Here is a 25,767-nt window from a genome sequence, read left to right on the forward strand (position 1 = left end):
CCCCCTCAGGACTTCTGGAACATGGCGAGCATCCGGCGCGTGACCAGGAAGCCGCCTACGATGTTGATGGATGCGATCAGCACCGAGATCATCGCCAGGATGGTGACGATCCAGCCCGAGGAGCCGATCTGCAGCAGCGCGCCCAGCACGATGATGCCGGAGATCGCGTTGGTCACCGCCATCAGTGGCGTGTGCAGCGAGTGCGACACGTTCCAGATCACCTGGAAGCCGACGAAGCAGGCCAGCGCGAAGACGATGAAGTGGCTCATGAAGCTCGCTGGGGCATAGGCGCCGATGATCAGCATCACGACCGTGCCGACGGTGAGCAGGGTCAGCTGCGAGCGGGTCTGCGCCTTGAAAGTCGCCGCCTCCAGAGCGAGCTTCTCCTCGCGTGTCAGCTCCTTGGCCTTCTCCTTCGGCTTCTGCGCCGCGATCGCGGCTACCTTCGGCGGCGGCGGCGGGAAGGTGACGGCGCCCTGGAAGGTCACCGTCGCGCCGCGGATGACGTCGTCCTCCATGTTGTGGACGAGCTTGCCGTCCTTGCCCGGCGTCAGGTCCGTCATCATGTGGCGGATATTCGTCGCGTACAGCGTCGAGGACTGCGCCGCCATCCGGCTCGGGAAGTCGGTATAGCCGACGATGGTGACGCCGTTCGGCGTGACGACCTTCTGGTCGGCCTTGGTCAATTCGCAATTGCCGCCGCGCTCGGCGGCGAGGTCGACGATGACCGAGCCCGGCTTCATCGCCTCGACCATGTCCGCGGTCCAGAGCACCGGCGCGTCGCGGCCGGGGATCAGCGCGGTCGTGATGACGATGTCGATCTCGGGGGCGAGCTCGCGGAACTTCTTGAGCTGCGCCTCACGGAACTCGGGGCTGGACGGGGCGGCATAGCCGCCGGTCGTGGCGCCGTCCTGCTGCTGGCCCTTGAAGTCAAGGAAGACGAACTGGGCGCCCATCGACTCGATCTGCTCGGAAACCTCCGGGCGCACGTCGAAGGCATAGGTGATGGCGCCGAGCGAGGTCGCCGTCCCGATCGCGGCGAGGCCCGCGACGCCCGCACCCACCACCAGCACCTTGGCCGGCGGCACCTTGCCCGCCGCCGTGATCTGGCCGGTGAAGAAGCGGCCGAAATTGTTGCCGGCCTCGATCACCGCGCGATAGCCGGCGATATTGGCCATCGAGGACAGCGCGTCCATCTTCTGGGCGCGCGAAATACGCGGCACCATGTCCATGGCGATGACGTCGGCGCCCTTGTCCTTGCAGAGCTCGAGCAGCTCCTTGTTCTGCGCCGGATAGAAGAACGAGATCAGCGTCTTGCCGGCCTTCAGGCGCTCGGCTTCCGCCGTCTCCGGCGGGCGCACCTTGGCGATCACGTCGGCCTCGTCCCACAGCGCCGCAGCCGTCGCGACCACCGTCACGCCGGCAGCGCGGTAGGCATCGTCGGTGAAGCCGGCCAAAACGCCCGCGTCCGTCTCGATCAGGCAGTCATAGCCGAGTTTCTGGAGCTGGAGCGCGCTGTCCGGCGTCATCGCCACCCGCGCCTCGCCGGCGAAGGTTTCCTTTGGTGATCCGATCTTCACGACGCCCCCCGTTCCAGAGCCTAATCGATAACCATGCCGCCCGAGACGAGCCTGACGGCGATGTTTCAGTCCTACAATCGTCTCGCCGTTCAGGCCATGTCTTCCCCGCCATCAGCGACGAAGGCATGACCCAAGGCGAGCCGGGCGATCTCGCGCCCGCACTGCGTTGAGTCCGTTGTGCCGCGTCTGCGAAGACAATGCCAGCCGGCATGCGTTCGTCCCGGAGCATTTCGATGGGAAAATGCTCCGGGCAGCAGCGTTCGCGACCTATTTTTTCTTCTGCGGCGGCAGGTCGGTGCAATGTCCTTCGAAGACCTCGGCCGCCATGCCGATGGATTCGCCCAGCGTCGGATGCGGATGGATGGTCTTGCCGATATCGGCCGGCTCGCAGCCCATCTCGACGGCAAGGCAGACCTCGCCGATCAGGTCGCCGGCATGCGTGCCGACGATGCCGCCGCCGATGATCCGATGCGTCGCCTCGTCGAAGAGCAGCTTGGTGAAGCCCTCGTCGCGGCCATTGGCGATGGCGCGGCCCGAGGCCGCCCAGGGGAAGACCGACTTGCCGAACTTGATGCCCTCGGCCTTGCACTGCTCCTCGGTCTTGCCGGCCCAGGCGATCTCCGGGTCGGTATAGGCGACGGACGGAATCTGCCGGGCGTCGAAGAAGGAGGGCTCGCCCTTCGCGACCTCGGCCGCGACATGGGCCTCGTGCACCGCCTTATGCGCCAGCATCGGCTGGCCGACGATGTCGCCGATCGCGAAGATATGCGCGACATTGGTGCGCATCTGCCTGTCGACCGGGACGAAGCCGCGCTCGCCGACCGCGACGCCGGCCTTCTCGGCTCCGATCTTCTTGCCGTTGGGCGAACGGCCGACCGCGACCAGCACGAGGTCGTAGAGCTGTGGACCGGCCGGAGCCTTCTCGCCCTCGAACGAGACCTCGATGCCCGCCGCCGTCGCCTTGGCACCCACCGTCCTGGTCTTCAGCATCACGTTGTCGAAGCGCGGCGCGTTCTTCTTCTCCCAGACCTTGACGAGGTCGCGATCCGCGCCCGGCATCAGCCCGTCGAGCATCTCGACCACGTCGACGCGTGCGCCGAGCGTCGAATAGACCGTCGCCATCTCCAGGCCGATGATGCCGCCCCCGATCACCAGCATGCGCTTGGGGATCGCGCGCAGCAGCAACGCACCGGTGGAATCGACGATGCGCTCGTCCTCCGGCAGGAAGGGCAATTTCACCGCCTGCGAGCCGGCCGCGATGATCGCCTTGGCGAAGCGGATCGTCTTCTTGCCGGACGCGGTCTCGACTTCGAGATGATGCGGATCGAGGAAGGCGCCGGTGCCGGTGACGACCTCGACCTTGCGCGCCTTGGCCATGCCGGCGAGGCCGCCGGTCAATTTGCCGATGACGCCGTCCTTGAAGGCCCGAAGCTTGCCGAGATCGATCTGGGGCGGGCCGTAGCTGATGCCATGCGCGCTCAGATTGGGGATCTCGTCCATCACCGCAGCGGTATGCAGCAGCGCCTTGCTCGGAATGCAGCCGACATTCAGGCAGACGCCGCCCAGCGTGGAATAACGCTCGACGAGCACGGTCTTCATGCCGAGATCGGCAGCGCGGAAGGCAGCGGAATAGCCGCCCGGCCCGGCGCCGAGCACCACGACCTCGCACTCTATATCGGCCTTGCCACCGAAGCTCGCCGCCGCGGGCGCCGCGACAGGCGCAGGAGCCGGCGCGGCAGGCTGCGGAGCGGCCGTGGCCGCAGCGGGAGCGGCCGCGGCGCCGGCCGCTTCGAGCGTCAGGATCACCGATCCCTCGCTGACCTTGTCGTCGACCTTGACCTTGATCTCCTTCACCACGCCCGCCGCTGAGGACGGGATCTCCATCGAGGCTTTGTCGGACTCGACCATGATGAGGGCGGTGTCGACGGCGATGGTCTCGCCGGGTTTCACCAGGACCTCGATCACGGCGACATCCTTGAAATCGCCGATATCGGGAACGGTCACATCGATCTGGTTCGCCATCTCAAAAGCTCCCGACGATCAGAACAGAACGCGCCGCATATCGGCGAGCACATTGGCGAAATGGACGTTGAAGCGGGCCGCCGCCGCGCCGTCGATGACGCGGTGATCCCAGGAGAGCGAGAGCGGCAGCGTCAGGCGGAAGCTGGAACTCTTGCCGTCCGGGGAGTGCTGCTTCCAGTAGCTCTTGCACACGCCCATGATCGCGACTTCCGGCGCGTTGATGATCGGCGTGAAGTAGATGCCGCCGATGCCGCCGAGCGACGAGATCGAGAACGTGCCGCCCTGCATCTGGTCCGGCTTGATCTTGCCTTCGCGGGCGAGCTTGGCGAGCTCGTTCATCTCCGTGGCGATCTCGGGGATCGTCTTCTTGTCGGCGTCGCGGATGACCGGGACCATCAGCCCGTTCGGCGTGTCGGCGGCGAAGCCGATATGCCAGTAGTTCTTGTAGACCAGCGTGTCACCGTCGAGGCTGGCGTTGAACTCCGGGAACTTCTTCAGCGCCGAGACCGCCGCCTTCACCATGAAGGGCAGGAGCGAGAGCTTCACGCCGCTCTTCTCCAGCTCCTTGTTCATCTGGACGCGGAACTGTTCGAGATCGGTGATATCGGCCTCGTCATGGGTCGTGACATGCGGGATGACGACCCAGTTCCGGTGCAGGTTGGCGGCCGAGATCTTCTTGATCCGGCCCATCTCCTTGCGCTCGACCGGCCCGTATTTGGCGAAATCCACCTTCGGCCAGGGCAGGAGATCGATGCCGCCGACACCGCCGCCGGCCGGCGCAGCAGAAGCCGCTTTCGCCGGCGCGGCCGCGCCGCCGCCCTTGGCGAAGCTTTCGACATCCTCGCGGGTGATGCGCCCGTGCTGGCCCGTGCCCTTGACCTTGCCGAGATCGACGCCGGTCTCGCGAGCGAGCTTGCGCACGGCAGGGCCGGCATAGGCGAGCGCAAAGGCCTTCTCGTCGATCGCACCGGCCGCCGCGGCAGCAGATGCCGGGGCTGCGGCGGCTGCCGGAGCCGATGCGACGGCGGGCGCGGCGGACGGTGCCGCGGTGGCATCACCCGTCGCCAGCGACAGGACGATCATGCCCTCGCTCACCTTGTCGCCGACCTGGACCTTGATCTCGCGCACGATACCGGCGAGCGGCGCCGGCACCTCCATGGTCGCCTTGTCGGATTCCAGCGAGAGCAGCGGATCCTCCGCCTTCACGCTGTCGCCGACCTTGACCAGAATCTCGATGACCGGGACGTCCTTGAAGTCGCCGATATCGGGAATCCGCACCTCGGCGAGCCCCGCCGGGGCACTGACCGGCGCCGGAGCGGCGCTGACGCTGGGTCGCGCTTCCGCCGGTGCCGCAGCAGCGCCAGCTTCCTCAAGCTGCAGGATGACGGTTCCCTCGCTCACCTTGTCGCCGACCGCGACGGCGATGGATTTGACGACGCCCTCGCGCGGGGCCGGCACCTCCATCGTCGCCTTGTCGGATTCCAGCGAGAGCAGCGGGGTTTCCGCCTTCACGTGGTCGCCGGGCTTGACGAAGATCTCGATGACGGGAACGTCGGTGAAGTCGCCGATATCGGGGACCTTGATCTCGATCGAATGGCTCATCGCTCTGTCCTCGAATGGCGTTGTCAGACGGTCCAGGGCGCCGGGCGTTCGCCGTCCAGCCCGTATTTCGCAAGGGCATCGGCGACCACCGAAAGCGGCAGCGCCCCCTCGTCCGCCAGCGCCTTGAGGGCGGCGACCACGACGTAATAGCGATCGACCTCGAAGAAGCGGCGCAGGTTGACGCGGTAGTCGGACCGGCCGAAGCCATCCGTGCCGAGCACGCTGAAGCGCTTGCCCGCAGCCTGGACGTATTCGCGGATCTGGTCGGCGTAGTTGCGCATGTAGTCGGTCGAGGCGATGACCGGGCCATCATGGCCGGTGAGCTGGGCCTCGACCCAGCTGCGGCGCCGCTCCTGCGTCGGATGCAGCAGGTTCCAGCGCTCGGTCGCCATGCCGTCGCGCCGGAGCTCGTTGAAGCTCGTGGCGCTCCAGATATCGGAGGCGACGCCGAAGTCGTTGGCCAGCAGCTCGGCCGCCGCGATGACCTCGCGCAGGATCGTGCCCGAGCCCATCAATTGGACCTTCAGGCCCGTCTTCTGCGCTGCGCCCTTCGTGAGGAGGTAGAGGCCCTTGAGGATGCCGGCCTCCGTCGCCTCCCCGGCCGCCGCCTCGGACATGCCCAGCTGGGCATAGTTCTCGTTCATCAGGGTGACGTAGTAGTAGACGTCCTCCTGGTCCTGATACATGCGCCGCATGCCGTCGCGGATGATCGTGACGACCTCATAGGCGAAGGTCGGGTCGTAGGAGATGCAGTTCGGGATCGTGCCGGCCATGATATGGCTGTGCCCGTCCTCATGCTGCAGCCCCTCGCCGTTCAGCGTGGTGCGGCCGGCGGTGCCGCCGAGCAGGAAGCCGCGTGCCCGCATGTCGCCGGCGAGCCAGGCGAGATCGCCGACGCGCTGGAGCCCGAACATCGAATAGAAGATGTAGAACGGGATCATCGGCACGTCGTTCGTGCTGTAGGAGGTTGCCGCGACGATCCAGCTCGACATCGCGCCGCCTTCGTTGATGCCTTCCTGCAGCACCTGGCCGGTCTTGTCCTCGCGGTAATACATCAGCTGGTCGGCGTCCTGCGGCCGGTAAAGCTGGCCGACCGAGGAATAGATGCCGAGCTGGCGGAACATGCCTTCCATGCCGAAGGTGCGCGATTCGTCCGGTACGATCGGGACGATGCGCTTGCCGATCTCCTTGTCGCGCACCAGGCTGCCGAGCATCTGCACGAAGGCCATGGTGGTCGAGATTTCGCGCTCGCCGGAATTTTCCAGCAGGCGCTGGAAGGTCGAGAGCGCCGGGATTTCGAGCGACTGCGACTTCTGGCGCCGCTGCGGCAGCGAGCCGCCGAGCTTCGCCCGCTGGGCCCGCAGATACTGCATCTCCGGAGAATCTTCCGGCAGTTTGATGAAGGGCACCTTGTCGAGGTCTTCGTCCGAGACCGGGATCTGGAAGCGGTCGCGGAAGCCCTTCAGCGCGCTGGATGTCATCTTCTTGGCCTGGTGGGCGATCATCTGGCCTTCGCCGGATTCGCCCATGCCGTAGCCCTTGACCGTCTTGGGCAGGATCAGGGTCGGCTGGCCCTTGTGCTGGACGGCCGCCGTATAGGCCGCGAAGACCTTCGCCGGGTCATGGCCGCCGCGCGTCAGCTTCCAGATGTCGTCGTCGCTCATGTCGGCGACGAGTTCCTTCAGCTCCTCGTATTTGCCGAAGAAATGCTCGCGCACATAGGCGCCGCTCTTGCTCTTGAAGTCCTGGTACTCGCCGTCGACGCATTCCTCCATGCGCTTGAGCAGCAGGCCGGACTTGTCCTTCTCCAGGAGCCGGTCCCAGCCCGTGCCCCAGAGCACCTTGACGACATTCCAGCCGGCGCCGCGGAAGACGCTCTCCAGCTCCTGCACGATCTTGCCGTTGCCGCGCACCGGTCCGTCGAGGCGCTGCAGGTTGCAGTTGATCACGAAGACGAGGTTGTCGAGGTTCTCGCGGCCGGCGAGCGAGATCGCGCCGAGCGATTCCGGCTCGTCCATCTCGCCGTCGCCCATGAAGGCCCAGACCTTGCGGTTGGCGGTCTTGGCGAAGCCGCGGCTCTCCAGATATTTCAGGAAGCGCGCCTGATAGATCGCCATCAGCGGGCCGAGGCCCATCGAGACGGTCGGGAACTGCCAGAAATCCGGCATCAGCCAGGGGTGCGGATAGCTCGGGATGCCCTTTCCGGCCGTCTCCTGCCGGTAGTTGAGCAACTGCTCCTCGGTCAGGCGGCCTTCAAGAAAGGCGCGGGCATAGATGCCGGGCGAGGAATGGCCCTGCACGAAGATCAGGTCGCCGCCATGGTCGGCGGTCGGCGCATGCCAGAAATGGCCGAAGCCGATGTCATAGAGCGTCGCCGCCGACTGGAAGGAGGCGATATGGCCGCCGAGCTCGGAGCTCGTCTTGTTGGCGCGCAGGATGATCGCGAGCGCGTTCCAGCGGATGATCGAGCGCAGCTTGTGCTCGATCGCGCCATCGCCCGGCAGCGGCGGCTGCTCCTCGGGCGGGATGGTGTTGCAATAGGGCGTGGTCAGGGATTGCGGCACATAGAGCCGGTCGCGCCGCGCGGCATCGACGACGGCATTGACGACGGAGTTCGCCCGTTCCTTGCCGCGATGGGCTTCCAGCGCGGCAAGCGCATCCAGCCATTCCTGAGTCTCGAGGGCGTCCCCGTCCCGTTGATCAGCCATCGCGTCCCTCCTTGGTCTCGTTCTTCTTGAAGCCGATTGTCCGCAACCATTCGCAGCGAGCAAGATGATCAACGAACGATTGGGAGAAAAAAGCAAACATAGTTTCGAACACGACCGGAATAGGAGATTTTCGCGGAAAAGTTGCACGAACGACGTGAAGCCCATTTGCGGCATCGTGGGGGCACGACTTCGGGGCGAATCAGATCAGGCGCCCACGGCAGGCCGCGGCCGGTGCCGGAAGGCCGCCGCGAATGCCTTCAGCCATGTCCGGTCGCCGGGGGCGCCCCCGGGGAGCGGCTTATGCCGAGTGACCGAGCCTCGGCACGCAGACGGTGACGCGAAGCCCTCCGGCCGCCCGGTTTTCCAGAGCGATGGACCCGTCATGCGAGCGGGCGACAGCCTCGGCGATCGTCAGGCCGAGCCCGGATCCGCCGGTCTCGCGGCCGCGCGATTCCTCCAGCCGGACGAAAGGAAGGAGCGCGCGTTCCATGTCCGCGGGCGGAATGCCAGGCCCCTCATCCTCGACCGTGACGATGAAAAACCCGTCGGCTTCCGCGATGCCGACGGCGGCCGAGCCGCCATATTTGACCGCATTGCCGATAATGTTCGAGAAGGCCCGCTTCAGTGGCAGGACGCGCCCCAGGATCGGCGCCGCGTTCAGGCCGGACAGGCTGATCTTGTGCCCCTGGTCGAGATGCTCGTCGACGAGGGTCTCGATGACCGAGGCGAGATCGATCGGCCGGGCGGCTTCGCTGGACACGCCGCCGCGCAGATATTCCAGCGTCGAATCGATCATCTCCTCCATCTCGCCGAGATCGGCATCGATGAGGCGCCGCGTCCCGTCGTCGTCGAGCAGTTCGGAGCGCAGGCGCAGCCGGGTGATCGGCGTGCGCAGGTCGTGCGACACGGCGGCCATTGCCTGCATGCGCTCGCTGACGAGGCGCTGGATGCGCTCGCGCATGGTGTTGAAGGCGCGGGCGGCGCGGCGCACCTCGGCCGGGCCGTCTTCCGGCAGGGGCTGCGGCACCTGATCCAGGCTGAAACGCTCGGCAGCCAGCGCGAGATCGCGCAACGGCCGCGTCGCCCAGCGCAGCAGCAGCAGCGCGACGACGACGATCCCGACGGCGAAGCAGATCATGATCGCGGTCAGGTTCCAGTCGAGATGCTGCGCCGCGCCGAGCGCCGAAGACGAGAAATTCACCCAGCTGCCATCATCGAGCCGGATCGAGACCAGCATGATGTGCCGGTCCGTATTGGCGGCACCGGCCGGAAGCGCCCCGTCATCCGCCTGCCCGATGCGGAAGGCGGTGGCTGCGAGATCGGGAGCCTGTTCCCTCAACCGCGCTTCCAGCGCACGTGTGCGCTCGGTCGCGGGTGCGTTGCCGAGCACGAGGCTGACCTTGCTCCAGTGCACGTCGAGGCTCGCGCTCGACAGGTCATGCGCGACGCGGTCGCGCTCCGCCCCGTCGGGCAGGCTCGCGATCGCGCGCTTGATCGAGACGATGCGCTCGGCCAGGCTGCCGTCGCGCCCGGCCGAGGCGAAACTCTCGACGCCGACGCGGAAGGCCCAGTAGCCGAGCAGATGGAAGGCGAGCAGGGCCGCGACCAGGATCAGGATCGCGCGGCTCGCCACCGTGTCGGGCCAGAAGCGGCCGAACAGCCTCGTCACGCGGATGGTTCCTCTTCGCGCCCGATCGCGGAGGCGAACAGGTAGCCTGCTCCCCGCACCGTCTTGATCAATTGGCCGCCGCTGGCATCGGTCTCGAGCTTGCGGCGCAGCCGGCTGATCTGGACGTCGATCGTCCGGTCGAAGGGGTCGTCGCTCATCCGCGCCTTGGCGAACTGCATCAGCGCCTCGCGCGACAGCACGCGGTTGGCATGCTCGACGAAGGCGACGAGCAGATCGAACTCGCCGGTCGAGAGGTCGATCAGGGTTCCCGCCGGGGATTGCAGCTCCCGGCGGCGCAGGTCCATGCGCCAGCCATCGAAGGTCACGATCCCGCTCGGCTGCGTCAGGACAGAGTTCCGCGGGGCCCGCCCGCGGCGCAGCACGGCGCGGATGCGGGCCAGCAATTCACGCGGGCTGAACGGCTTGGTGACATAGTCATCCGCCCCGCCTTCGAGGCCGGTGATGCGGTCGCTCTCTTCATTGCGTGCGGTCAGCATCACGATCGGAACCTGCGAACTCGCCCGCACGTCCCGGCAGAGTTCGACGCCGGAGCGCCCGGGCAGCATCAGGTCGAGCACGATCAGGTCGACGGCGCTATGCGCGAGCGTCTCCAGCATGGCGCGGCCATCCGGGGCGCCGGTGACCTGATAGCCGTGGCGCTGGAGGAAGCGCGCGACCAAGAGCCTGATCTGCGGATCGTCGTCCACGATCAGGATATGGCCGTGGTCGTCGGTGATCGGCGCGACAGGTGGCTGATCCGTCTCGCTGCTGGTGTTCCCTGACATCGCCATGCCGTTCGAGCGCACGCTCTCCTTTCCCATCTGCCTCGACCATAGCGCGCCCGCGACGCGGTTGCCCGCCCCGGTTTGAAACAATTTGTAACGGACGCCGGCCGCGCGGCGTTGCTACCCCTGCCTCACTGCAACAGGGGAGCCTTGAGTCGTGAGCTTGGTGAAGCTGCCGTTCCTGACGGCGATCGGTCTGGCGCTGGGCGCCTGCACGGTCTCCGCCGTCCCAGACCATCTGGCCCGGCCGGCCGATCCGAATGCCCGCGTTCCCGCCGTCACCTACGGCAGCGTGACGGCGGGTGCCGCCACTTATCGCCCGGCCGATCCCAAGGACTGGCGCGAACTCAACCGCCGGGTCGGGCCGCAATCATGACTGCGCCATTTCAGCGACCTGCCTCGCCCTTGTGGACCTCTCTCGAAGGAGCGGCCGTGACGGCTCCCCCGATCCGCGGCACTGGCCGCCTCCTGCGCCTCGGGCTGCTCGCCGGGGTTGCCGCCCTGCTCGGCGGCTGCGCCGGCTTATCCGCCGATGGCGGCATGAGCGCGATCCAGACCGCGACCTATGCCGATATCGGCAAGGACGTGGTCAAGATCGATGGCGATCAGGCCGCACTCACCGCCAGGGGGCGCGTCGACCAGCTGCTGCGCAAACCATTGACGGCGGATACGGCCGTGCAGGTCGCGCTGCTCAGCAATCGCGGTCTGCAGGCGGCCTTCAACGAACTCGGCATGGCCGAGGCGCAGATGGTCGCGGCGAGCCTGCCACCCAATCCGCGCTTCGGCATCTCCAAGCTCTCCGGCCGCTTCGAGGTCGAAATCGAGCGCCAGATCGTCGGCAGCCTGCTGGCGCTGGCGACCTTGCCGGCCCGGGCCGAGATCGCCCGCGACCGCTTTCAGACCGCGCAGATGCGAACGGCCGAAGCGGTGCTCAGGCTCGCGGCGGACACCCGCCGCCAGTACTACCGGGCGGTTGCCGCCAATGCGCAGGTCGCCTTCTACCAGGAGGCGAAGGCTTCGGCCGACGCGGCGTCCGAGCTGTTGAAACGGCTCGGCGAATCCGGCGGAGTCAACAAGATCGACCAGGCCCGCGAATTCGCCTTCGAGGCCGAGCTGACCGTCCAGCTTGCCCAGGCCCGCCAACAGCAGCGCCAGGAGCGCGAGCGCCTCGTCCGCCAGCTCGGCCTCTGGGGCGACGATCTCAAGTTCCGGGTTGGCAGCCTGCCGCCCTTGCCGCGCCTGCAATCGCTCAAGGCGATCGAGGCCGAGGCGTTGCGCAAGCGGGTCGATCTCCGAATCGCGCGGGCCGAGCTCGACGCGCTCGCCAAGTTGCTCGGCCTCACGCAGGCGACGCGCTTCGTCAACGATATCGACCTGCTCGGCCGGCGCACCTATGACCGCAGCCGCAGCGTCGGTGCTGACGGCCATGTCGAGCGCGAAGCCAGCCGCAGCCGGACGCTGGAACTCGAGATCGACATCCCGATCTACGATTTCGGCCAGTCCAAGGTCGCGCTCGCCGAGCAGACCTATATGCAGGCCGCCAACAGGCTGGCCGAGAAGGCCGTCAATATCCGCTCGGAAGCCCGCGAGGCCTACACCGCCTATCGCGCCAACTACGACATCACGCGCCAGTACCAGACCAACGTCCTGCCTTTGCGCAAGATCATCCAGGAGCAGTCGCTGCTGCAATATAGCGGCATGCTCAACGACGTGACCGACCTCATCGCGGATGCGCGCAGCCGCATCCTCTCGAACGTCGCCGCGATCAATGCCCGCCGCGATTTCTGGATCGCCCATACCGATTTCAAGCACACACTGATCGGCGGCGGCAGTGGGGGCGGCTCGGCCACGGTCGCCGCGGCAGGCGGCGGCGATGCCGGCGGCGCAGGCCACTGAAGGAGCTGACGGACATGACATCCCTTTCCCGCAGAGGCTTCATCGGCTCGTCGGGGCTCGTGCTCGCCGGAGCCACCGCCGTCTCGGGCCGCAGCGCCTTCGCCGCCGTGCCGGAGGCGCCGACCATGACGGAGGCGGCGACGCAGGCGCCGCTCGTGCCGACCACGGGCCCGGACTACCAGCCGGTCGCGACCCTCAACGGCTGGTCGCTGCCCTGGCGGATGAACGGCGACTGGAAGGAGTTCCATCTCGTCGCCGAGCCGGTGGTGCGCGAGCTCGCGCCCGGCATGAAGGCCTATCTCTGGGGCTATAACGGCCAGTCGCCGGGGCCGACCATCGAGGCGGTCGAGGGCGACAAGGTCCGCATCTACGTCACCAACAAGCTGCCGGAGAACACGGCGGTGCACTGGCACGGCCAGCGCCTGCCCAACGGCATGGACGGTGTCGGCGGGCTGACGCAGCCGCATATCCCGCCCGGCAAGACCTTCGTCTACGAATTCCTGCTGCGGCGCTCCGGCACCTTCATGTACCACCCGCATTCGGACGAGATGGTCCAGATGGCGATGGGCATGATGGGCTTCTTCGTCGTCCACCCGAAGGACCCGGCCTTCCGCCGCGTCGACCGCGATTTCGTCTTCCTGCTCAACGCCTTCGACATCGAGCCCGGTTCCTATGTGCCGCGCGTGGCCGAGATGACCGAGTTCAATATGTGGTGCTGGAACAGCCGCGTGTTCCCGGGGCTCGACCCGTTCGTCGTCGGCAAGAACGACAAGGTCCGCATCCGCTTCGGCAACCTGACCATGACGAACCACCCGGTCCATATGCATGGCTACGAGTTCAAGGTCTCCTGCACCGATGGTGGTTGGGTCGATCCGGCGGCAGCCTGGGACGAGGTCTCGATCGACGTCGCCGTCGGCCAGATGCGCGCCTTCGATTTCATCGCCGACGAGCCGGGCGACTGGGCAATCCACTGCCACAAGTCGCATCACACGATGAATGCGATGGGGCATTCGGTGAAGAACTATATCGGCGTGAACAAGAAGGACCTGGCGAAGCGCATCGCGAAGATCGCGCCCGGCTATATGCCGATGGGCTCGAACGGCATGGGCGAGATGGGCTCGATGGAGATGCCCCTGCCCGAAAACACCCTGCCGATGATGAGCGGCTATGCCCAGTTTGGCCCGGTCGAGATGGGCGGCATGTTCTCGGTGGTGAAGGTCCGCGAGGGTCTGGCGAAGAACGACTACAAGGACCCCGGCTGGTTCAAGCATCCCGAGGGAACCGTCGCCTACGAGCTCAAGGGTGCGAAGCTCGGCGAGGCGCCCCGCGCGACACCGCCCGAAGGCGGCGTCAAGGCAGCCGAATGGCGCGCCAAGGACCCGCGCAAGCCAAACCTCGGGCCGGACGGCAAGCCACGCCCCGCGAGCAAGAACCCGCATTCCAACCACTGATACCGAGTTCCACGATCAGGAGAGGCAGATGAGCACAGCAGCATTCAGGCTTGCCGCAATCGCGGTCCTTCTTTCCGCGGGGACGGCACTCGCGGGCCCCGGAGGAGCCGGCCATGGCCATGGCGACGAGACCGCCTATGGCAAGGCAGGCGATCCGAAGAAGCCCGCGCGCATCGTCCAGGTCGTGATGGCCGAGCGGGACGGCAAGATGGCCTTCATCCCGGACCGGATCGAAATCCGCCGCGGCGAGCAGATCCGCTTCCAGCTGCGCAACAACGGCGAGCTCGACCATGAGCTGGTGCTGGCGACGCTGGAGGAGAACCTCAAGCATGCCGTCGAGATGCAGAAGAACCCCGACATGGAGCATGACGATCCGAACGCCAAGCGGCTCGCGCCGAAGAAGACCGGCGAGATCGTCTGGGCCTTCACCAAAGCGGGCGAGTTCGACTTCTCCTGCCTGATCCCCGGCCATCGCGAGGCCGGCATGACCGGCAAGATCATCGTCAAGTGAACGCGCTCAGCGAAAGGAGCCCGCCATGCTGAAGACTGCCGCCACCCTCGCCTTCCTCATCGCCGCGCTGCCGGCCGCCGCGCAGTCGGTCAGCGGCACCGTCACCAAGGTCGACGAGGCTCAGGGCAAGCTCACCATCAATCACGGCCCGATCAAGAATCTCGATATGGACGCCATGACCATGGTGTTCAAAGCCGGCGAGCCCGAGATGCTGAAGGGACTGAAGGCCGGAACCAAGGTCAAGTTCGACGCCGACCGCGTCAATGGCCAGATCACCGTCACCAAGCTTCAGAAGGCGAAGTGACGATATCCGGGGAAGGCGGGCGGCCTCGGCGCGCCCGCTTTCGTCTCGAAGCCGCCGTCCTGGCCGGAGCCGCCATGGCAAGCGCCGCCGCCCTGGCCTCCGATGCCGACCTGCAGAAGGCCCTGCTCGGCAGCGGCTGCGCCGCGCCGCGGATCGAGATCGTGCTGCAGCAAAGCGATCTCGTCGCCTACCGCGCCAATTGCCTCGGCAGTTCGCACAAGATCATCACCATCGTCTGCAGCAAGGGCCGGTGCAGTCCGAGCCCTTCGAGCGGTGGTCGGGGCCGCCCGTGACGATACCGCTTGACCTTCCCATAATGGGAAGGCGCAGGCTTCCGTCATCGCCACATCGATAAGGATGATGCAGATGTGCTCCTGCCAGCAACATGCCAAGCCCGCAACCGAGACCGCCGCGCCGGCCAGCAATGCCGTGGCCTTTCAGGTCGAGGACATGACCTGTGGCCATTGCGCCGGACGGATCAAGGCCGCCATCGAATCCCGCCTGCCGGGAACTTCGGTGACCGCCGATCCCGACAGCAAACGCGTGAGCGTTCTGGGCTCGGCCGACCATGAGGCGATCAAGGCCGCCGTCACCGCGGCGGGCTATACGCCCGGCCTCTGACGGCCCGGTTGACGCCAGGCGGGCCGTCCCTGTGTGATCGGCCCGCATCGCCCTGCCGTAAGCGGGGCAGACCTTAATGTGAGAATGAGGGGAAACCTCGTGACGCACGGATTTACGTCGACGCGACGCGCCTTGATGCTCGGCATGGCCCAGATGGCGGCCGGCCTGATGCTCTGGCGCCCGGCGAACGCGGCCGGGCCCTTGCCGAAGATGACCGTGACGCGCGACCCGAATTGCGGTTGCTGCGGAGCCTGGGTCACGCATGTGAAGGCGGCGGGCTTCCCCGTCGAGGTGATCGAGATCGACGATGTTGCGCCGCTCAAGACGAAGCTCGGCGTGCCCGACGCGCTCGCCTCCTGCCACACCGCTGAGGTCGGCGGCTATGTCGTCGAGGGCCATGTGCCGGCCGAGGCGATCAAGCGCCTGCTGGCCGAGCGTCCCAAGGCGATTGGGCTTGCGGTGGCCGGCATGCCCGTCGGCTCGCCCGGCATGGAAATCCGCGGACAGGCGCCGGACAGCTATGAGGTGACGATCTTCTCGGCCGGGCGGCAGAACGTCTTCGCGCGCTACCGGGGGCTCGAACAGATCTGAAGCAAATGTTCGGGCTTCTGAGCACCCCTGCGGGGCGCAGCTCGTCCCGCCTGTCAGCTTTCCGTTCGAACTCAGGCCACGCACTTGCCGCGTTGGGGCGGATAAACGCCCGCAGACACGATCTCTCCGCCTATGCGGATACGCGCATCTTTTCTCGCCTGGCGCCAAAGCCGAGCCGGTCCACTTGATGGCCGCTGTTTCAGGCCGACCGCTGGCTCCAGCTTTCCGAAACCGATCGGGCCGAGCCCCTGCCCGATGTCTTGCGCGATCGGGCACTTCGAGCTCTGGAGCGCGGGCGGATCGGCGGCTTGGCCCATCTCGTGTATCTCGCGCGTCGCTTGGTCGAGGTGGAACGCTGCTGCGGTCCTGAACTCGATCAGATCGTCGAAGTGCTCGACGAATTGCGTGGGGCCACGGACTACGGCCCGCCCGATCTCCGGCGGCTCGCGAGCCTGTGCTCGGTCCCAACGGACAAGTTGTCCGTTACGAGATGACGCCAGCTGTTGATCCGACGCCGGCTGTCCCAATCACCGACGTCGAGAACCTGGATCGCGCGCGCAAGTTCTTTCGCGACAGAATGGACCTGCCGCAGATCGGCGCCGACGCCATCACGAAGGAGCAGAACGCGGCCGTCTCTGCCGTGCTACGTCAGATTGACGAGCTGATGGAGCAGCACAGCCCGAGTTTCGTCGCCGGCAAGCAGCAGTACGCCGATATCACGCGCAACGTCGTCGAGCCGGTCACGGCAGGTCCGCTCGGCCAGGTCGCGGCCGCCGGCGATACCGCTGCGGCGTCTCGCGCCGTCCTTCCGCCGCAGCCGCTGGCAGGCGGCGACGCGGAGCTGATCGACACGATCATGCGTATGGGCGCCCGCGATCCCGAGCTAACGGCCGGACTGGTGCGCCAGCGCCTGGCGGACCAATTCGACCACAGCGCCGGCCGCCTCGTCGGTGGCGAGAACGCCTATGGCGGCGCACGCTTCGCCAAGGACATCGCCGGGACGCCGCAGCAGGAAACCAATCTGCGCGGCGTCGTCGGCGCGCTACCAAACGGCATGACCGCGAGCCCCGCTGTAGACGACATGATCGATATCCTTCGGGCAACCGGGATGCGGAAGCCGCAAGGCAGCGCGACAGAATTCAACCGTCAGATTGCCGACGACCTCGGCGCCGTGCCAGTAGCCGCGGGCAGCTTGTCCACGGCCGGCATGGCGTTGCCTCGACTGGCGGGCGACGCGATTCAACGCGCTTGGTACGGCCGCGGCGCGAACCGGCTGGCGGATCTCTTCCTGGCGCCCGACAGCGTGAACCAGATGCGGGCCGTTGCGGCGCGGGGTGGCGAGACGCCATTCATCGACGCCCTGCGCCGTCAGCTCATCCAGTCGCCGAGTGTCCAGCGTTGAGCGTCACGACCGGAAGAGTGAAGGCCGCGCGAGGCAAAATGCCGACTTGGCACCTGCTCTTTGGGGCGGCGTTCTATGTTTCTTTGTCGATAATCCTGATTGCTTGCGCAATCTCGATTGCACGCCAAATACTGATGTGATCGCCTCCCCGAAAACGGGGGCGATGATGGTAGATCCGACTACTGCGGGGGTTCTTATTGGAGGCGCGGTAAGCGTTGTTGGCGCGCTAGCTGTTCCCGCTCAAAAGGCAGTCGCCAAGCTCATCGGCGCTTACGGCAACCTCGGCGTCGCGAAGATTAAGGCGAGCGAGCAGGCGGTAAAAGATAAGGCCGACGCTGATACCTTGATGTCTAAAGCTCTCGCAAAAGCCGCAGCGGACCGCGCCGTGCAGGATCCCGAATTGATCAGCCGCACGCTGGAGCGGATGGCTTACCAAGAGCTTTCGAAGCAGGAGAACCGGGAAGCAATTGCAAAAATTGCCTTGGAGCACCTATCCAAAATTAAGACGGAGCAGATCTCGCCTCAGCCGGAAGACATCGATGATGATTGGTTGAACGTGTTCGGGGCGCACGCCGAGCGGGCAAGCAGTGATCGCCTGAGGCAAATGTGGGCCAAGGTGCTGGCTGGAGAAATCCGGCAGCGCGGATCATTCTCCTTCTCGACGCTTCAAGTCTTAGCTGTAATTGATGCTGATATTGCGATTCGCTTTAGACGTGTCGCTAGCTGCATCTCGGATTTTGGGCGCCTCGTCGCGGACGATCGTTGGAATAGCGGCCTGTATTTTGACGACCTAGAGGAACTCGACACAGCCGGTCTTGTAAAATCCGCAACTACAACCAGCACAACCATCACATTTGGGGCACCCGCTGAACAGGAATTATTTCGCTTTCAATCGTACGGTATCCTTCTAGTTAGCGCAGTCCCCCGTGATTTCTCGGTGCCCGTTCGCCTTCTGACCAAGGCCGGTCGTGAAATTTGGAACATCGTCGACAAAACGGATGACTTCGCGCATGTTCAATCAACAGCCAGCTTCCTTAAGAAGCTGGGCTCTGAAAGCATCCGCGTTTCGGTTGGCAGACTGAATGCAGACGGCAGCGGTCTCGTTGAACCGATCGAGATATCAGGCACGTCGAGTTGAAAGCCGCCTTGGCTCGCTTGCATCAGCGACAATAGTTCCCAGCACTTGATCAAGCGCGCCGGACCAATCAGCAGCTAGCGACCAACGCATCGGGCTCTTATCGACCCGCACGACGACGCCGAGCACTTCTAGGTCGTGCAGATACCGCCGGATGAGATCGTCGCGGATCGACAGGCCTACGCTAATCGTGAAGTAGCGCTGCGCCGGTTGAGCCTGCAGCTCGGCCACGATCTCGTTGACGATGCGGATATTGAGGGGCTTACCCAATCCCTTCGGAAGTTCTCTGCGTGGCCTCCTGGCGGCTGCCGGCTTCGCCGCTTCAATGAGCGCCGCCGGCTCGACTTCCGAAGCGTGCTCCTGCGGCGGTTTGAATTTCGGCGGGCGTTTCTCGCTCTCCGGCTTCACGAGCGACCAGCGGGCGGGGCGCTTGCTCGCCTTGACCAACCCCTCTTGCGCCATATCGTGAAGGTGCTTGCGGATATAGGTTTCCGACAGCGAAACCGCCGCGGCGAGCTCGTGGTAGCGCTGGCGCGGCCGAGATTGCAGAGCCAGGATGATACGCGTCCTGATCGTCAGCGGAGCATCAGTCTCGGGCTTGGCCTTCGGCTCTCGAAGTTCGGCCAGCGCGAGGTTGTCGAGCACCGATTGTGACAAGCTCCAGTGCGCCGGGCGACCGCTTACCCTAACATCGCGCGACTGCCTTAGAGCATGCAACGCCGTCAGAACGCCGCTTTCCGACACCTTCAAGTGTTCGGCGATCTCGTTCGGGCGAAGAGCCCCCTGTTCGCGCAGCAGCGCAGCGATGTTGAGCTCGAGGATGCTTTCGCCGGGCAGTCCGTCCCATCTCGGATCAGCGATGACCCATGTTCCATCGATAAACCACTCTGTGGGGCCGATACCTTCGCTCGGCTCTGAAGGCGGAGGATCAGGCAGCCAGTGCGGCTTTTCGTAGCCCGGCACCTCTCGGTCCTCGGCATACATCATCATCGTGTGCGTCATGAGATCGTATGCCGCCATCGCCGGCCCCATATCGGCCGGGATCTCATCAGCCATGCGCAAGGCGCGATCGATCGTCAGCATCAGGTCGGTGACGATGTGCTTCGGGATATCGCCTTTGGATAGCTCGGCCAGCACAAGCGCTTGCACCGACGAGACAAAGACAAACCTTCGCAGAAAATCGTCAAACTCAGACATGATTCTATATGATCGATATGTTCACTTAAAGCAAGTATGTTGTTGTATGATAAATCGTCATACATCGACCTACATTTACTATATTTAACATTCATTATTCTCGTGTGCTCGATAGTATTTGGAGCCTAGAAATCTCCATCTTAGTTTGCCTCACCCTTCCGGGGTCTTCGCGCGCATGTCCAAGGCTTCGGCCCAAAGGCGCGAAGGGCCGCCTACGTCGGCTTTCTAGGCCCCGGAACCGATCGCCCTAGAAAGCGATCCCTAGAAAAGGGAAACGTAGATGACAGCGGAAATCGTAGATCTGGCGGCACGTCGCGCCGAGCGCGACGCCAAGGAGCATGAAGCAATGGAAGGGGCTGTGTACGGCGTCGCAGATTGGGGCGCCCCGAGAGGTTGGGAGTTTTTCGCGGAGCTCAGATCAGGCGAGCGTATCACCCTCGCCGACGGCCTGACGGGGAATGAGGCCCGCGAACGCTTTCTCGAGGCAGTCGAAAGGCGCGACGCGCGGGCTACGGCTGCCGGCTAGAACCGCCGGACGGTTCGCGGCGACCAATCTTTGGACGCTCTACTTCGCCCGCTGGCTCGAGCCGGCGGGCATTTTTCTTCGCGATCGGTCGTCTTGTAGGGAACCGGACGCGCCCCCATCTCGTTCTCAGCGCGGCATCCCCCGATGCCTGCATGCTCTCCAGTCGATGCGTTGCCGCGGATGTACCGGCCGCAGCCGACGGGAGGGCAAAGCCAGTTTCCCGGCGATAGCCGGAGCCGCCTAGTCCTGACAGAAGTCAGAGGCCCGTCGCTTCCCAAGCGGCGGGCTTTTCTATGTCACTTCGTCGAGAGCTCCCGCGGCCGCCTTCGTCAAAGAACTCTGCGATTCCATGGCGTCGACGGCCCGCGAGCTTAGGAGTTAGTCCCGTTCGGCGACCTTAATGGCCGCCGTGCGGTGAAAGAGGGGTCGGAATGACCCGACCCCTCTCCTAGAACCGGCTTGCAAAGCCGGCTGGCTCACTTCGACAGGGTCGAGAAGTAGCCGGGATCGACCGGGACCGAGTCGCCGCAGATGTACTCGCCGAAGCTGGCGACGTGGACCGGGGTCGAGATCCCCATGACCTGGTCGCCGTAGTCGGCCTGGTGGACGTTGCCGCCCGCGAAGTCGCCGAACGACCCGGCATGGACCGGGACCGAATCACCGCAGTGGTACTCTCCCGTCGTGGCTTCGCTGCACGGGCTCGAGAACAGTCCAGAGAAGATACCCATCACACTCTCCTTCACCTTCAGGTTGGCGCTCCAAGGCGCCAGGGGAGATTGCTCCGGACCGCGGCGACAGGCGACGCGGCCCTAAAGCGGGATGTCCGGATTTTCATTTTACGACGGCGCGGGCGACGTCGGCCGCAATCAGGTCGGCGGCCTTGTGGCGGCCTCTGGCCGCGAAGCGCTTGGCCACGCCGGAGACCGCGCCCAGCCCGGAACCACCCGCAGCGGAGAGCCTAGCCTTGACTAGCGCCAGGGATTCAAGCGCGGACGGCGCTGCTAAGGCGAGGTCGACCCCGGACAAGCCGGACTCGAGCGCTCGGATCGCCCTGTCGAGGCCGTGGAAGTCCAAGGCCAGGCCGGCCCGGACAGACGCCATTGTCACCAGTCCCGTCGCCTCCTGCCCCGGCGCAGGGCGCTCCATCGCTAGGGCAAAGAGCGCGTCCGCCGTGCGTCCGGCAAAGGCGCCGCCTGAGGCGAGCAAGAGCGGCACATCCAGCGACTCCGAAAGGAGGGCGTGCTGGAGTGCGACGTGGAAGCGATAACCGTGCTCGACCGAGATTTGAAAGGGACCGTTCGGGCGGACCGGCAGTAGTGCATGGCAATCCGCCAAGGCGATCACCGTCCTCTCGCGCACCTTCCTGTCAAAGCGCAGCTGCTGCTGGTCGAAATAGCCGAACTGGAAGAAGGGAAGAGCCCGGCTGTAGGCCGTCTCTCCGGATCCGGCCCCCCACGCCTTGACCGCGTGGAACCACTCGGCGGCGAGGTGGTGCCGGGCGTGGTCGTGCGACAAGCGCCCTCCGCCTCGTTGGGCGGCCATCGCCATCAGGAGCGCGACGTCCTCCTCGGAGAGCAGGCCTTTCGCCTGCAGGACGGGCAAGCCGCGGACGAACTTCGATACGGCCCGCAGGGCGGCTTCCGTCGTACCAGCCTCCCACGCCAGATCGTAGGTTATCCGCTGCGCCACGGAATGATCGCGGAGGAGGATCGCGCCGGAGCCGCCACAGAGGCGGTCCGCGACGGCCTTGGCGAATCTGCCGCACTGGGTAACCGTGTAGGCCATGGCTCCGAGGCTGTGGCCATGACGGGCACCGTCTCCGGAAGCTTCGGCCACGGCCGCCTGGAGCGCCTGCAGGGAGGGCTTGAAGAGGGCGCGATCCGAAGGGCTCGCGTTGGCGGTGTGCTCGCCGGCGAGCGACAGCATCAGGCCACCGAGCGATTCGGTCACGCGCGTCGTGTTGCCGTTCAGGAACTGTCGCAACGCGGCGGCGCGCGCATTCGCCTGGCGCGACTCGGCGCGGACGCGCTCGCGCGACGAGAGCACCTGGTCGGGGCGCGACGAAGGGGCGTCACCGCCGACCGACCCGCTGAACATGTTCATGTTCAGCTCCGTCAGGGCGACGAAATGGCGGAAGGCCGCGCGCACGGCGTCGGCGGGATCCTCGTAGTCGAGACAGGCGATCGTCATGACAGCTATCTGGGTACTGCGCGCAGGATGAAGCAACTCAAATCTAAAATGAAAATCCGCCCGGTTGCGCGCGGCTCAAGCCCGCCTCTTCGAGGCAATCCGGGCGGCCTAGAAAGGCGGCGCCCGCTTCATGGCTTGACTCCGCAGACTGATTTGTTCTCTTAATGTTCTCATTCCAGAGGACGCAAGCCATGTCACCGCAGCCGGCCGACCAGCACGTTGAAGATACATCGCTGGACGCGGAAATCAGCGGCATCGTCTCCATGCTGCTGGAGGAACACGGGACGGAAACCGCGGCTTTGCGAGCCCTGGCGCACGATTTCATCGTGCTCCTTGCCGACGCCGATCGTTCGGTCTCGCGGGGCTATCTGCGAGGCCTGTTTTCGCAAGGTGCCCGGCCGGACGCGGAGCAAAAGTCATGATGGCCGCGTGTATGGAAATGCGGCCCGTCGCTATCGGAGCGCCGGTGCTGCTCGCGGTCTTTCGCAAGGCCGTGCGCGCGGGCTTCCCGTCCCCGGCCGACGACTACCTCGACGCGCCGATCGACCTGTCCCGCGCGCTAATCCAAAACGCGCCGGCAACCTTCATCATGACGGTCGCCGGCGACAGCGCGATCGATGCCGGCATCTTCGACGGCAGCCTGATCACGGTTGATCGCAGCCTGCGGCCGCGCGATGGCGATCCGGTCGTGGTCGATGTGAACGGTGAGCGTTCGGTCAAGATTTTCCGCCTTGTCGGGGGTCGATCATGTCTCGCGTTCGCCTTCGGCGAGGAGCGGCCGACGGCGTTCTTCGCTGGCATTTGGGCGCGGCAATGGACGTCCGTGCGCAAGGTGAAGAGCGGGGAGGAAACGATCGATCTCTTCGCCTTCTTGACGACCGACCCCAACGCCGAGGTCGGCGCCATCCACCCGAAGGCGATGCCGGTGATCCTGACGACGCCGGAAGAGTGCGAGGCCTGGATGACGGCGCCATGGGAGCAGGCGAAGGTGCTGCAGCGTCCCCTGCAAAACGGGTCGCTCGACATCGTCGCCCGCGGCGTGAAAAAGGATGGCGAGAGCGATACGCTCGGCGGCTTCACCACCGCTGGCGGCGCCTAAAGCGAGGCAGAGCGGCTATTGTGTCAATGCGAATTCGTGAGTTGATGAGACGCCTTCGGGTAAAGTGGTCACTGTGGAAGTACGCCACTCCAGCTGTCGGCAACGTTATCGTTTCTGTTATTTGCTACTTTATCGGCTGGTATCTGTCGTCGTCAGAGTGCTCACCTACGGCCTTGGCACGGGCGGGAGCAGCTGCAACGGCATTCGCGATTTTGTTCACGCTCTACGATATTCAAGGGCGGCTACTGCGCAGCGAGAGTGATGCTGCCGAAAAATTTCGAAAATACACTGAAACTCTTCCACTTTCTGGGCGAGAAAGCCAAAGAAAAATCGAAGTTAAATTGAAACTAAACACAGAAATGGTTGCAAGATTTCACTTTTGGTTGCAGCCAATTATATTGTTAATAGCAACTATTGTTTGGGGATTCGGAGATCTAGTTCGCTTTTGCTAAATATCTACGTGAAACCGCCAAGCACGGCCTCAGCGCCTCCGCGACGCGACAAGGCGCGCCGCGGCAACGCGCTCATTACGACCTGCTTTTCGATCGGGGGCAGAAAATTTGTCCGAGAAACTTAGCAAGCAGCGCCAGGTCGCCGCCTTTGTCGCGGAAGCGGCAACTCCAAGCGACCTCGACGCCATCAGGACATGGGCCGGCAAGTTGCTCGATATCCGGGCCTCCTCGACGAGCAAGCTGGCGAAGGCAAAAGCTGCGGTATCCCTCACCGCGTCGAGCAAGGTCGTTTGGCCCGTCGCCAAGATGGTGGCGAAAGAGGCGAAGCGAATCGGTTGGGATGATCGCAGCAAAACCGCGCGCCTCGGCCTTGGTGGCGCTGCCGTTGGCGCGGCGGTGTTCGGTGGCAAGAGCGCAGGCATTGCCGCCCTCGGCACGGCCGTGGGCGTGCCGTTATGGGTCGTGCTCGGCGCCGGCGCTTCGTTCGCCAATGTGCTGATTGAGGAAGTGACGCGTCGGAAGACGAAGATCGATGGCGCCAGCTACACCGTAATCGACGCCGAGCGCGTGGACCCAAATTAGCGCTCAAGAGACACCCTGGTTAGAGGGTAAGCCTACTCAGCGCTGTCAATCAATCTGTAGCGAAAATCGCAACGTGGAATGTTGCCAGCCGGGTGCTCGATTGTCATGATGGGGAGGAGTTGGAGAACGCGACGGCCGCCCTCCAACTCCTAGCCCCTGCCAGTCAGGGTTCCCCGCTGGGAAAAGCGCCGGGCATGTCTTTCTCAGGGACCATGCCCGGCCGCTCCGCCGTCCTGACTCGCTCAGAATGCCTGTGGCTCTCTGGCTCCCGCAAGGAAGCTGCTTAGAAAATTCGGCTTTTCCCATAGAAAAGGCGCGAGCCAAATTTTCAGAACGGCCGGTATGTGCCTTGCAACCCGCTGGGAACAAACGGGGTTTGTTCATGCTCGCGCTAACGACCTAGGCCGAATCTTTTTTTAAGGCCCATGGTAACAACTCCTTGTTTTCGTTGCGAAAATCGCAACATCAGCCGACCGCCGGATCCTTTAGCGTTTAAGGGTTTGATCTTGTTGGGAATTTTTTGAGCAGTGCGATTCGCCCGTCACGGCCACAATGCGTCTTGAGATGCGGCGTCACCCGCACCCATTCCGCGTGATCGCGGTCACGCGCCAACTATCGGCCAGGCCCTTCCCGTCGATCGCGACTGTGTCGATCTGCATACGGCACTGACGCTGCGCCGCAATCGTCGGCACGCCGTAGCTGCCTGGAATGACGATCGTGCTGGCCGGGCCGTTGACGATGAACGTCCGGCCCGAGCTCGTCGGATACATGTCGGTCGGCGTCAGGCCGGTGCGGCGCATGAAATCGGCCATTGTGCCGCCGACGAGGGACTGGAATTGCGCCTCGCGCTGCGCGGCGATCTCGGCGTTCGTCGTGCAGCCCGCGGCCGCTACGCATAGCCCAAACGCCAAAAGCCCCACGCGCCAGCGAGGCGGTTGGCTATGTGGCGCCTCTATGTGGCTTCTCGACCGAAACGACACTAAGTCGTTGAAATCGTTGGCGCTCCCTAGGGGACTCGAACCCCTGTTTTCGCCGTGAGAGGGCGACGTCCTAGACCGCTAGACGAAGGGAGCAGCGCTGGCCGAGGGCGCCTATGTAGTCGGACATGTGCGGGCCTGCAACAGCTTTTTGCAAGACGAACGCATAAAGATGCCTGACTTGCGGAAAACCCCGAAAATTCGCCTGGAGCGCAACGAAATCCCGGGTAGCGCCGCGGCTGGGTCGCCGCATTATAGCGCCTACCGGCTATTTTGCCCGAGCACGGCGGAACAATGCTGCCCCTTCGCCGATCGGACAGCGCCTCATCGATCGCCTCATCGGTATCAGCGATTGTTCTTCGCGACGCGACGCGCGAAGCTGACTCCCCGAGCCGGCATCTGCCGGCTGGATGGTCGGACGGCGACAGCACGATGCCGGAATGGCGGGTCGAGGGTCCCGATGACGA

25 protein-coding genes and 1 tRNA gene are annotated in these 25,767 nt (G+C 64.9%); 15 read left to right on the forward strand and 11 right to left on the reverse strand.

From position 1 onward, the window contains the following. Positions 1–5: 5 nt before the first annotated feature. From WFK61_RS06305 to WFK61_RS06330, 6 genes are all read right to left on the reverse strand, one after another. Positions 6–1,580 (reverse strand): Re/Si-specific NAD(P)(+) transhydrogenase subunit alpha, encoded by a 1,575-nt coding sequence (locus tag WFK61_RS06305; protein ID WP_336810693.1) that lies wholly within the window; start codon positions 1,578–1,580, stop codon positions 6–8. Between the two features lie 267 nt (positions 1,581–1,847). Next, on the reverse strand, positions 1,848–3,602 hold the full coding sequence (gene lpdA / locus WFK61_RS06310) for a dihydrolipoyl dehydrogenase (protein ID WP_336810694.1): 1,755 nt from the start codon (positions 3,600–3,602) through the stop codon (positions 1,848–1,850). An 18-nt stretch (positions 3,603–3,620) separates the two neighbouring features. Next, on the reverse strand, positions 3,621–5,204 hold the full coding sequence (aceF, locus tag WFK61_RS06315) for a dihydrolipoyllysine-residue acetyltransferase (RefSeq protein ID WP_336810695.1): 1,584 nt from the start codon (positions 5,202–5,204) through the stop codon (positions 3,621–3,623). Between the two features lie 23 nt (positions 5,205–5,227). Continuing rightward, positions 5,228–7,912: a pyruvate dehydrogenase (acetyl-transferring), homodimeric type gene (gene aceE / locus WFK61_RS06320; protein WP_336810696.1), complete on the reverse strand. Its 2,685-nt coding sequence runs from the start codon at positions 7,910–7,912 to the stop codon at positions 5,228–5,230. A gap of 298 nt (positions 7,913–8,210) precedes the next feature. Beyond that, positions 8,211–9,581 (reverse strand): ATP-binding protein, encoded by a 1,371-nt coding sequence (locus WFK61_RS06325; protein WP_336810697.1) that lies wholly within the window; start codon positions 9,579–9,581, stop codon positions 8,211–8,213. Further along, complete coding sequence (locus WFK61_RS06330; RefSeq protein ID WP_336810698.1) at positions 9,578–10,402, reverse strand: response regulator transcription factor; 825 nt, start codon at positions 10,400–10,402, stop codon at positions 9,578–9,580. The genes WFK61_RS06325 and WFK61_RS06330 overlap by 4 nt, the downstream gene beginning before the upstream one ends. A 121-nt stretch (positions 10,403–10,523) precedes the next feature. Here WFK61_RS06330 and WFK61_RS06335 point away from each other — a divergent pair, with 121 nt between their 5' ends. The 11 genes from WFK61_RS06335 to WFK61_RS06385 all read left to right on the forward strand — a co-directional run bounded on the left by WFK61_RS06335 (position 10,524) and on the right by WFK61_RS06385 (position 18,280). Next, positions 10,524–10,742: a hypothetical protein gene (locus tag WFK61_RS06335; RefSeq protein ID WP_336810699.1), complete on the forward strand. Its 219-nt coding sequence runs from the start codon at positions 10,524–10,526 to the stop codon at positions 10,740–10,742. Further along, positions 10,739–12,262 carry a TolC family protein gene (locus WFK61_RS06340; RefSeq protein WP_442896267.1) on the forward strand — a complete coding sequence of 508 codons (1,524 nt, stop codon included), beginning with the start codon at positions 10,739–10,741 and terminating at the stop codon, positions 12,260–12,262. The genes WFK61_RS06335 and WFK61_RS06340 overlap by 4 nt, the downstream gene beginning before the upstream one ends. 14 nt (positions 12,263–12,276) lie before the next feature. Continuing rightward, positions 12,277–13,713, forward strand: coding sequence for a multicopper oxidase family protein (locus WFK61_RS06345; RefSeq protein WP_336810701.1), 1,437 nt, complete (start codon positions 12,277–12,279; stop codon positions 13,711–13,713). Between the two features lie 28 nt (positions 13,714–13,741). Then, positions 13,742–14,224 (forward strand): cupredoxin domain-containing protein, encoded by a 483-nt coding sequence (locus WFK61_RS06350; RefSeq protein ID WP_336810702.1) that lies wholly within the window; start codon positions 13,742–13,744, stop codon positions 14,222–14,224. 25 nt (positions 14,225–14,249) lie between these two features. Further along, entirely contained in the window at positions 14,250–14,528 is a 279-nt protein-coding gene (locus tag WFK61_RS06355) for a copper-binding protein (RefSeq protein WP_336810703.1), read from the forward strand. Between the two features lie 74 nt (positions 14,529–14,602). After that, the gene (locus tag WFK61_RS06360; RefSeq protein WP_336810704.1) at positions 14,603–14,821 is read left to right on the forward strand and encodes a hypothetical protein; all 219 of its coding nucleotides are present in this window, start codon (positions 14,603–14,605) and stop codon (positions 14,819–14,821) included. Between the two features lie 73 nt (positions 14,822–14,894). After that, positions 14,895–15,149, forward strand: coding sequence for a heavy-metal-associated domain-containing protein (locus WFK61_RS06365; RefSeq protein ID WP_336810705.1), 255 nt, complete (start codon positions 14,895–14,897; stop codon positions 15,147–15,149). A gap of 84 nt (positions 15,150–15,233) precedes the next feature. Continuing rightward, a complete protein-coding gene (locus tag WFK61_RS06370) occupies positions 15,234–15,740 on the forward strand; it encodes a DUF411 domain-containing protein (RefSeq protein WP_442896268.1) in 507 nt (168 codons plus the stop codon). A gap of 308 nt (positions 15,741–16,048) precedes the next feature. Next, positions 16,049–16,234 carry a hypothetical protein gene (locus tag WFK61_RS06375; RefSeq protein ID WP_336810706.1) on the forward strand — a complete coding sequence of 62 codons (186 nt, stop codon included), beginning with the start codon at positions 16,049–16,051 and terminating at the stop codon, positions 16,232–16,234. After that, the gene (locus WFK61_RS06380) at positions 16,231–17,142 is read left to right on the forward strand and encodes a hypothetical protein (protein WP_336810707.1); all 912 of its coding nucleotides are present in this window, start codon (positions 16,231–16,233) and stop codon (positions 17,140–17,142) included. Before WFK61_RS06375 ends, WFK61_RS06380 begins: the two co-directional genes overlap by 4 nt. 46 nt (positions 17,143–17,188) lie before the next feature. Further along, positions 17,189–18,280, forward strand: a complete 1,092-nt coding sequence (locus tag WFK61_RS06385; protein ID WP_336810708.1) for a DUF2806 domain-containing protein — start codon at positions 17,189–17,191, stop codon at positions 18,278–18,280. Here WFK61_RS06385 and WFK61_RS06390 read toward each other — a convergent pair. After that, positions 18,263–19,474: a winged helix-turn-helix transcriptional regulator gene (locus WFK61_RS06390; RefSeq protein WP_336810709.1), complete on the reverse strand. Its 1,212-nt coding sequence runs from the start codon at positions 19,472–19,474 to the stop codon at positions 18,263–18,265. The two genes, WFK61_RS06385 and WFK61_RS06390, sit on opposite strands and share 18 nt — an antisense overlap. Before the next feature lie 280 nt (positions 19,475–19,754). Between WFK61_RS06390 and WFK61_RS06395 the strand changes: the two genes are divergently transcribed. Continuing rightward, positions 19,755–20,000: a hypothetical protein gene (locus tag WFK61_RS06395; protein WP_336810710.1), complete on the forward strand. Its 246-nt coding sequence runs from the start codon at positions 19,755–19,757 to the stop codon at positions 19,998–20,000. 476 nt (positions 20,001–20,476) lie between these two features. Here WFK61_RS06395 and WFK61_RS06400 read toward each other — a convergent pair whose 3' ends face one another. Continuing rightward, a complete protein-coding gene (locus WFK61_RS06400; RefSeq protein ID WP_336810711.1) occupies positions 20,477–20,728 on the reverse strand; it encodes a hypothetical protein in 252 nt (83 codons plus the stop codon). 103 nt (positions 20,729–20,831) lie between these two features. Continuing rightward, a complete protein-coding gene (locus tag WFK61_RS06405) occupies positions 20,832–22,190 on the reverse strand; it encodes a hypothetical protein (protein ID WP_336810712.1) in 1,359 nt (452 codons plus the stop codon). A gap of 191 nt (positions 22,191–22,381) precedes the next feature. Here WFK61_RS06405 and WFK61_RS06410 point away from each other — a divergent pair, with 191 nt between their 5' ends. The 3 genes from WFK61_RS06410 (at position 22,382) to WFK61_RS06420 (ending at position 24,323) form a co-directional block, all read left to right on the forward strand. Next, positions 22,382–22,612, forward strand: coding sequence for a hypothetical protein (locus WFK61_RS06410; protein WP_336810713.1), 231 nt, complete (start codon positions 22,382–22,384; stop codon positions 22,610–22,612). 44 nt (positions 22,613–22,656) lie between these two features. Further along, a complete protein-coding gene (locus tag WFK61_RS06415; protein WP_336810714.1) occupies positions 22,657–23,289 on the forward strand; it encodes a S24 family peptidase in 633 nt (210 codons plus the stop codon). A 560-nt stretch (positions 23,290–23,849) separates the two neighbouring features. Further along, on the forward strand, positions 23,850–24,323 hold the full coding sequence (locus WFK61_RS06420) for a hypothetical protein (RefSeq protein ID WP_336810715.1): 474 nt from the start codon (positions 23,850–23,852) through the stop codon (positions 24,321–24,323). A 572-nt stretch (positions 24,324–24,895) separates the two neighbouring features. Here the strand turns inward: WFK61_RS06420 and WFK61_RS06425 are convergent. Next, positions 24,896–25,135, reverse strand: coding sequence for a hypothetical protein (locus tag WFK61_RS06425; RefSeq protein ID WP_336810716.1), 240 nt, complete (start codon positions 25,133–25,135; stop codon positions 24,896–24,898). Positions 25,136–25,320: 185 nt separating this feature from the next. Next, positions 25,321–25,396: transfer RNA gene (locus WFK61_RS06430), tRNA-Glu, on the reverse strand. Between the last annotated feature and the right edge of the window lie 371 nt (positions 25,397–25,767).

This window comes from Allobosea sp. MMO-172, from assembly GCF_037147855.1.
Taxonomy (GTDB): Bacteria; Pseudomonadota; Alphaproteobacteria; order Rhizobiales; family Beijerinckiaceae; genus Allobosea.

Excerpts from the sequence above, each read along its gene's own strand:
- WFK61_RS06380 (WP_336810707.1), top strand. The coding sequence starts at position 16,231 with ATGACGCCAGCTGTTGATCCGACGCCGGCTGTCCCAATCACCGACGTC.
- aceF (WP_336810695.1), bottom strand. The coding sequence starts at position 5,204 with ATGAGCCATTCGATCGAGATCAAGGTCCCCGATATCGGCGACTTCACC.
- WFK61_RS06405 (WP_336810712.1), bottom strand. The coding sequence starts at position 22,190 with ATGACGATCGCCTGTCTCGACTACGAGGATCCCGCCGACGCCGTGCGC.
- WFK61_RS06365 (WP_336810705.1), top strand. The coding sequence starts at position 14,895 with ATGTGCTCCTGCCAGCAACATGCCAAGCCCGCAACCGAGACCGCCGCG.
- aceE (WP_336810696.1), bottom strand. The coding sequence starts at position 7,912 with ATGGCTGATCAACGGGACGGGGACGCCCTCGAGACTCAGGAATGGCTG.
- WFK61_RS06340 (WP_442896267.1), top strand. The coding sequence starts at position 10,739 with ATGACTGCGCCATTTCAGCGACCTGCCTCGCCCTTGTGGACCTCTCTC.
- WFK61_RS06400 (WP_336810711.1), bottom strand. The coding sequence starts at position 20,728 with ATGGGTATCTTCTCTGGACTGTTCTCGAGCCCGTGCAGCGAAGCCACG.
- WFK61_RS06350 (WP_336810702.1), top strand. The coding sequence starts at position 13,742 with ATGAGCACAGCAGCATTCAGGCTTGCCGCAATCGCGGTCCTTCTTTCC.
- WFK61_RS06345 (WP_336810701.1), top strand. The coding sequence starts at position 12,277 with ATGACATCCCTTTCCCGCAGAGGCTTCATCGGCTCGTCGGGGCTCGTG.
- WFK61_RS06390 (WP_336810709.1), bottom strand. The coding sequence starts at position 19,474 with ATGTCTGAGTTTGACGATTTTCTGCGAAGGTTTGTCTTTGTCTCGTCG.
- WFK61_RS06360 (WP_336810704.1), top strand. The coding sequence starts at position 14,603 with ATGGCAAGCGCCGCCGCCCTGGCCTCCGATGCCGACCTGCAGAAGGCC.
- WFK61_RS06425 (WP_336810716.1), bottom strand. The coding sequence starts at position 25,135 with ATGGCCGATTTCATGCGCCGCACCGGCCTGACGCCGACCGACATGTAT.
- WFK61_RS06395 (WP_336810710.1), top strand. The coding sequence starts at position 19,755 with ATGACAGCGGAAATCGTAGATCTGGCGGCACGTCGCGCCGAGCGCGAC.
- WFK61_RS06355 (WP_336810703.1), top strand. The coding sequence starts at position 14,250 with ATGCTGAAGACTGCCGCCACCCTCGCCTTCCTCATCGCCGCGCTGCCG.
- WFK61_RS06410 (WP_336810713.1), top strand. The coding sequence starts at position 22,382 with ATGTCACCGCAGCCGGCCGACCAGCACGTTGAAGATACATCGCTGGAC.
- WFK61_RS06330 (WP_336810698.1), bottom strand. The coding sequence starts at position 10,402 with ATGGGAAAGGAGAGCGTGCGCTCGAACGGCATGGCGATGTCAGGGAAC.
- WFK61_RS06370 (WP_442896268.1), top strand. The coding sequence starts at position 15,234 with ATGAGGGGAAACCTCGTGACGCACGGATTTACGTCGACGCGACGCGCC.
- lpdA (WP_336810694.1), bottom strand. The coding sequence starts at position 3,602 with ATGGCGAACCAGATCGATGTGACCGTTCCCGATATCGGCGATTTCAAG.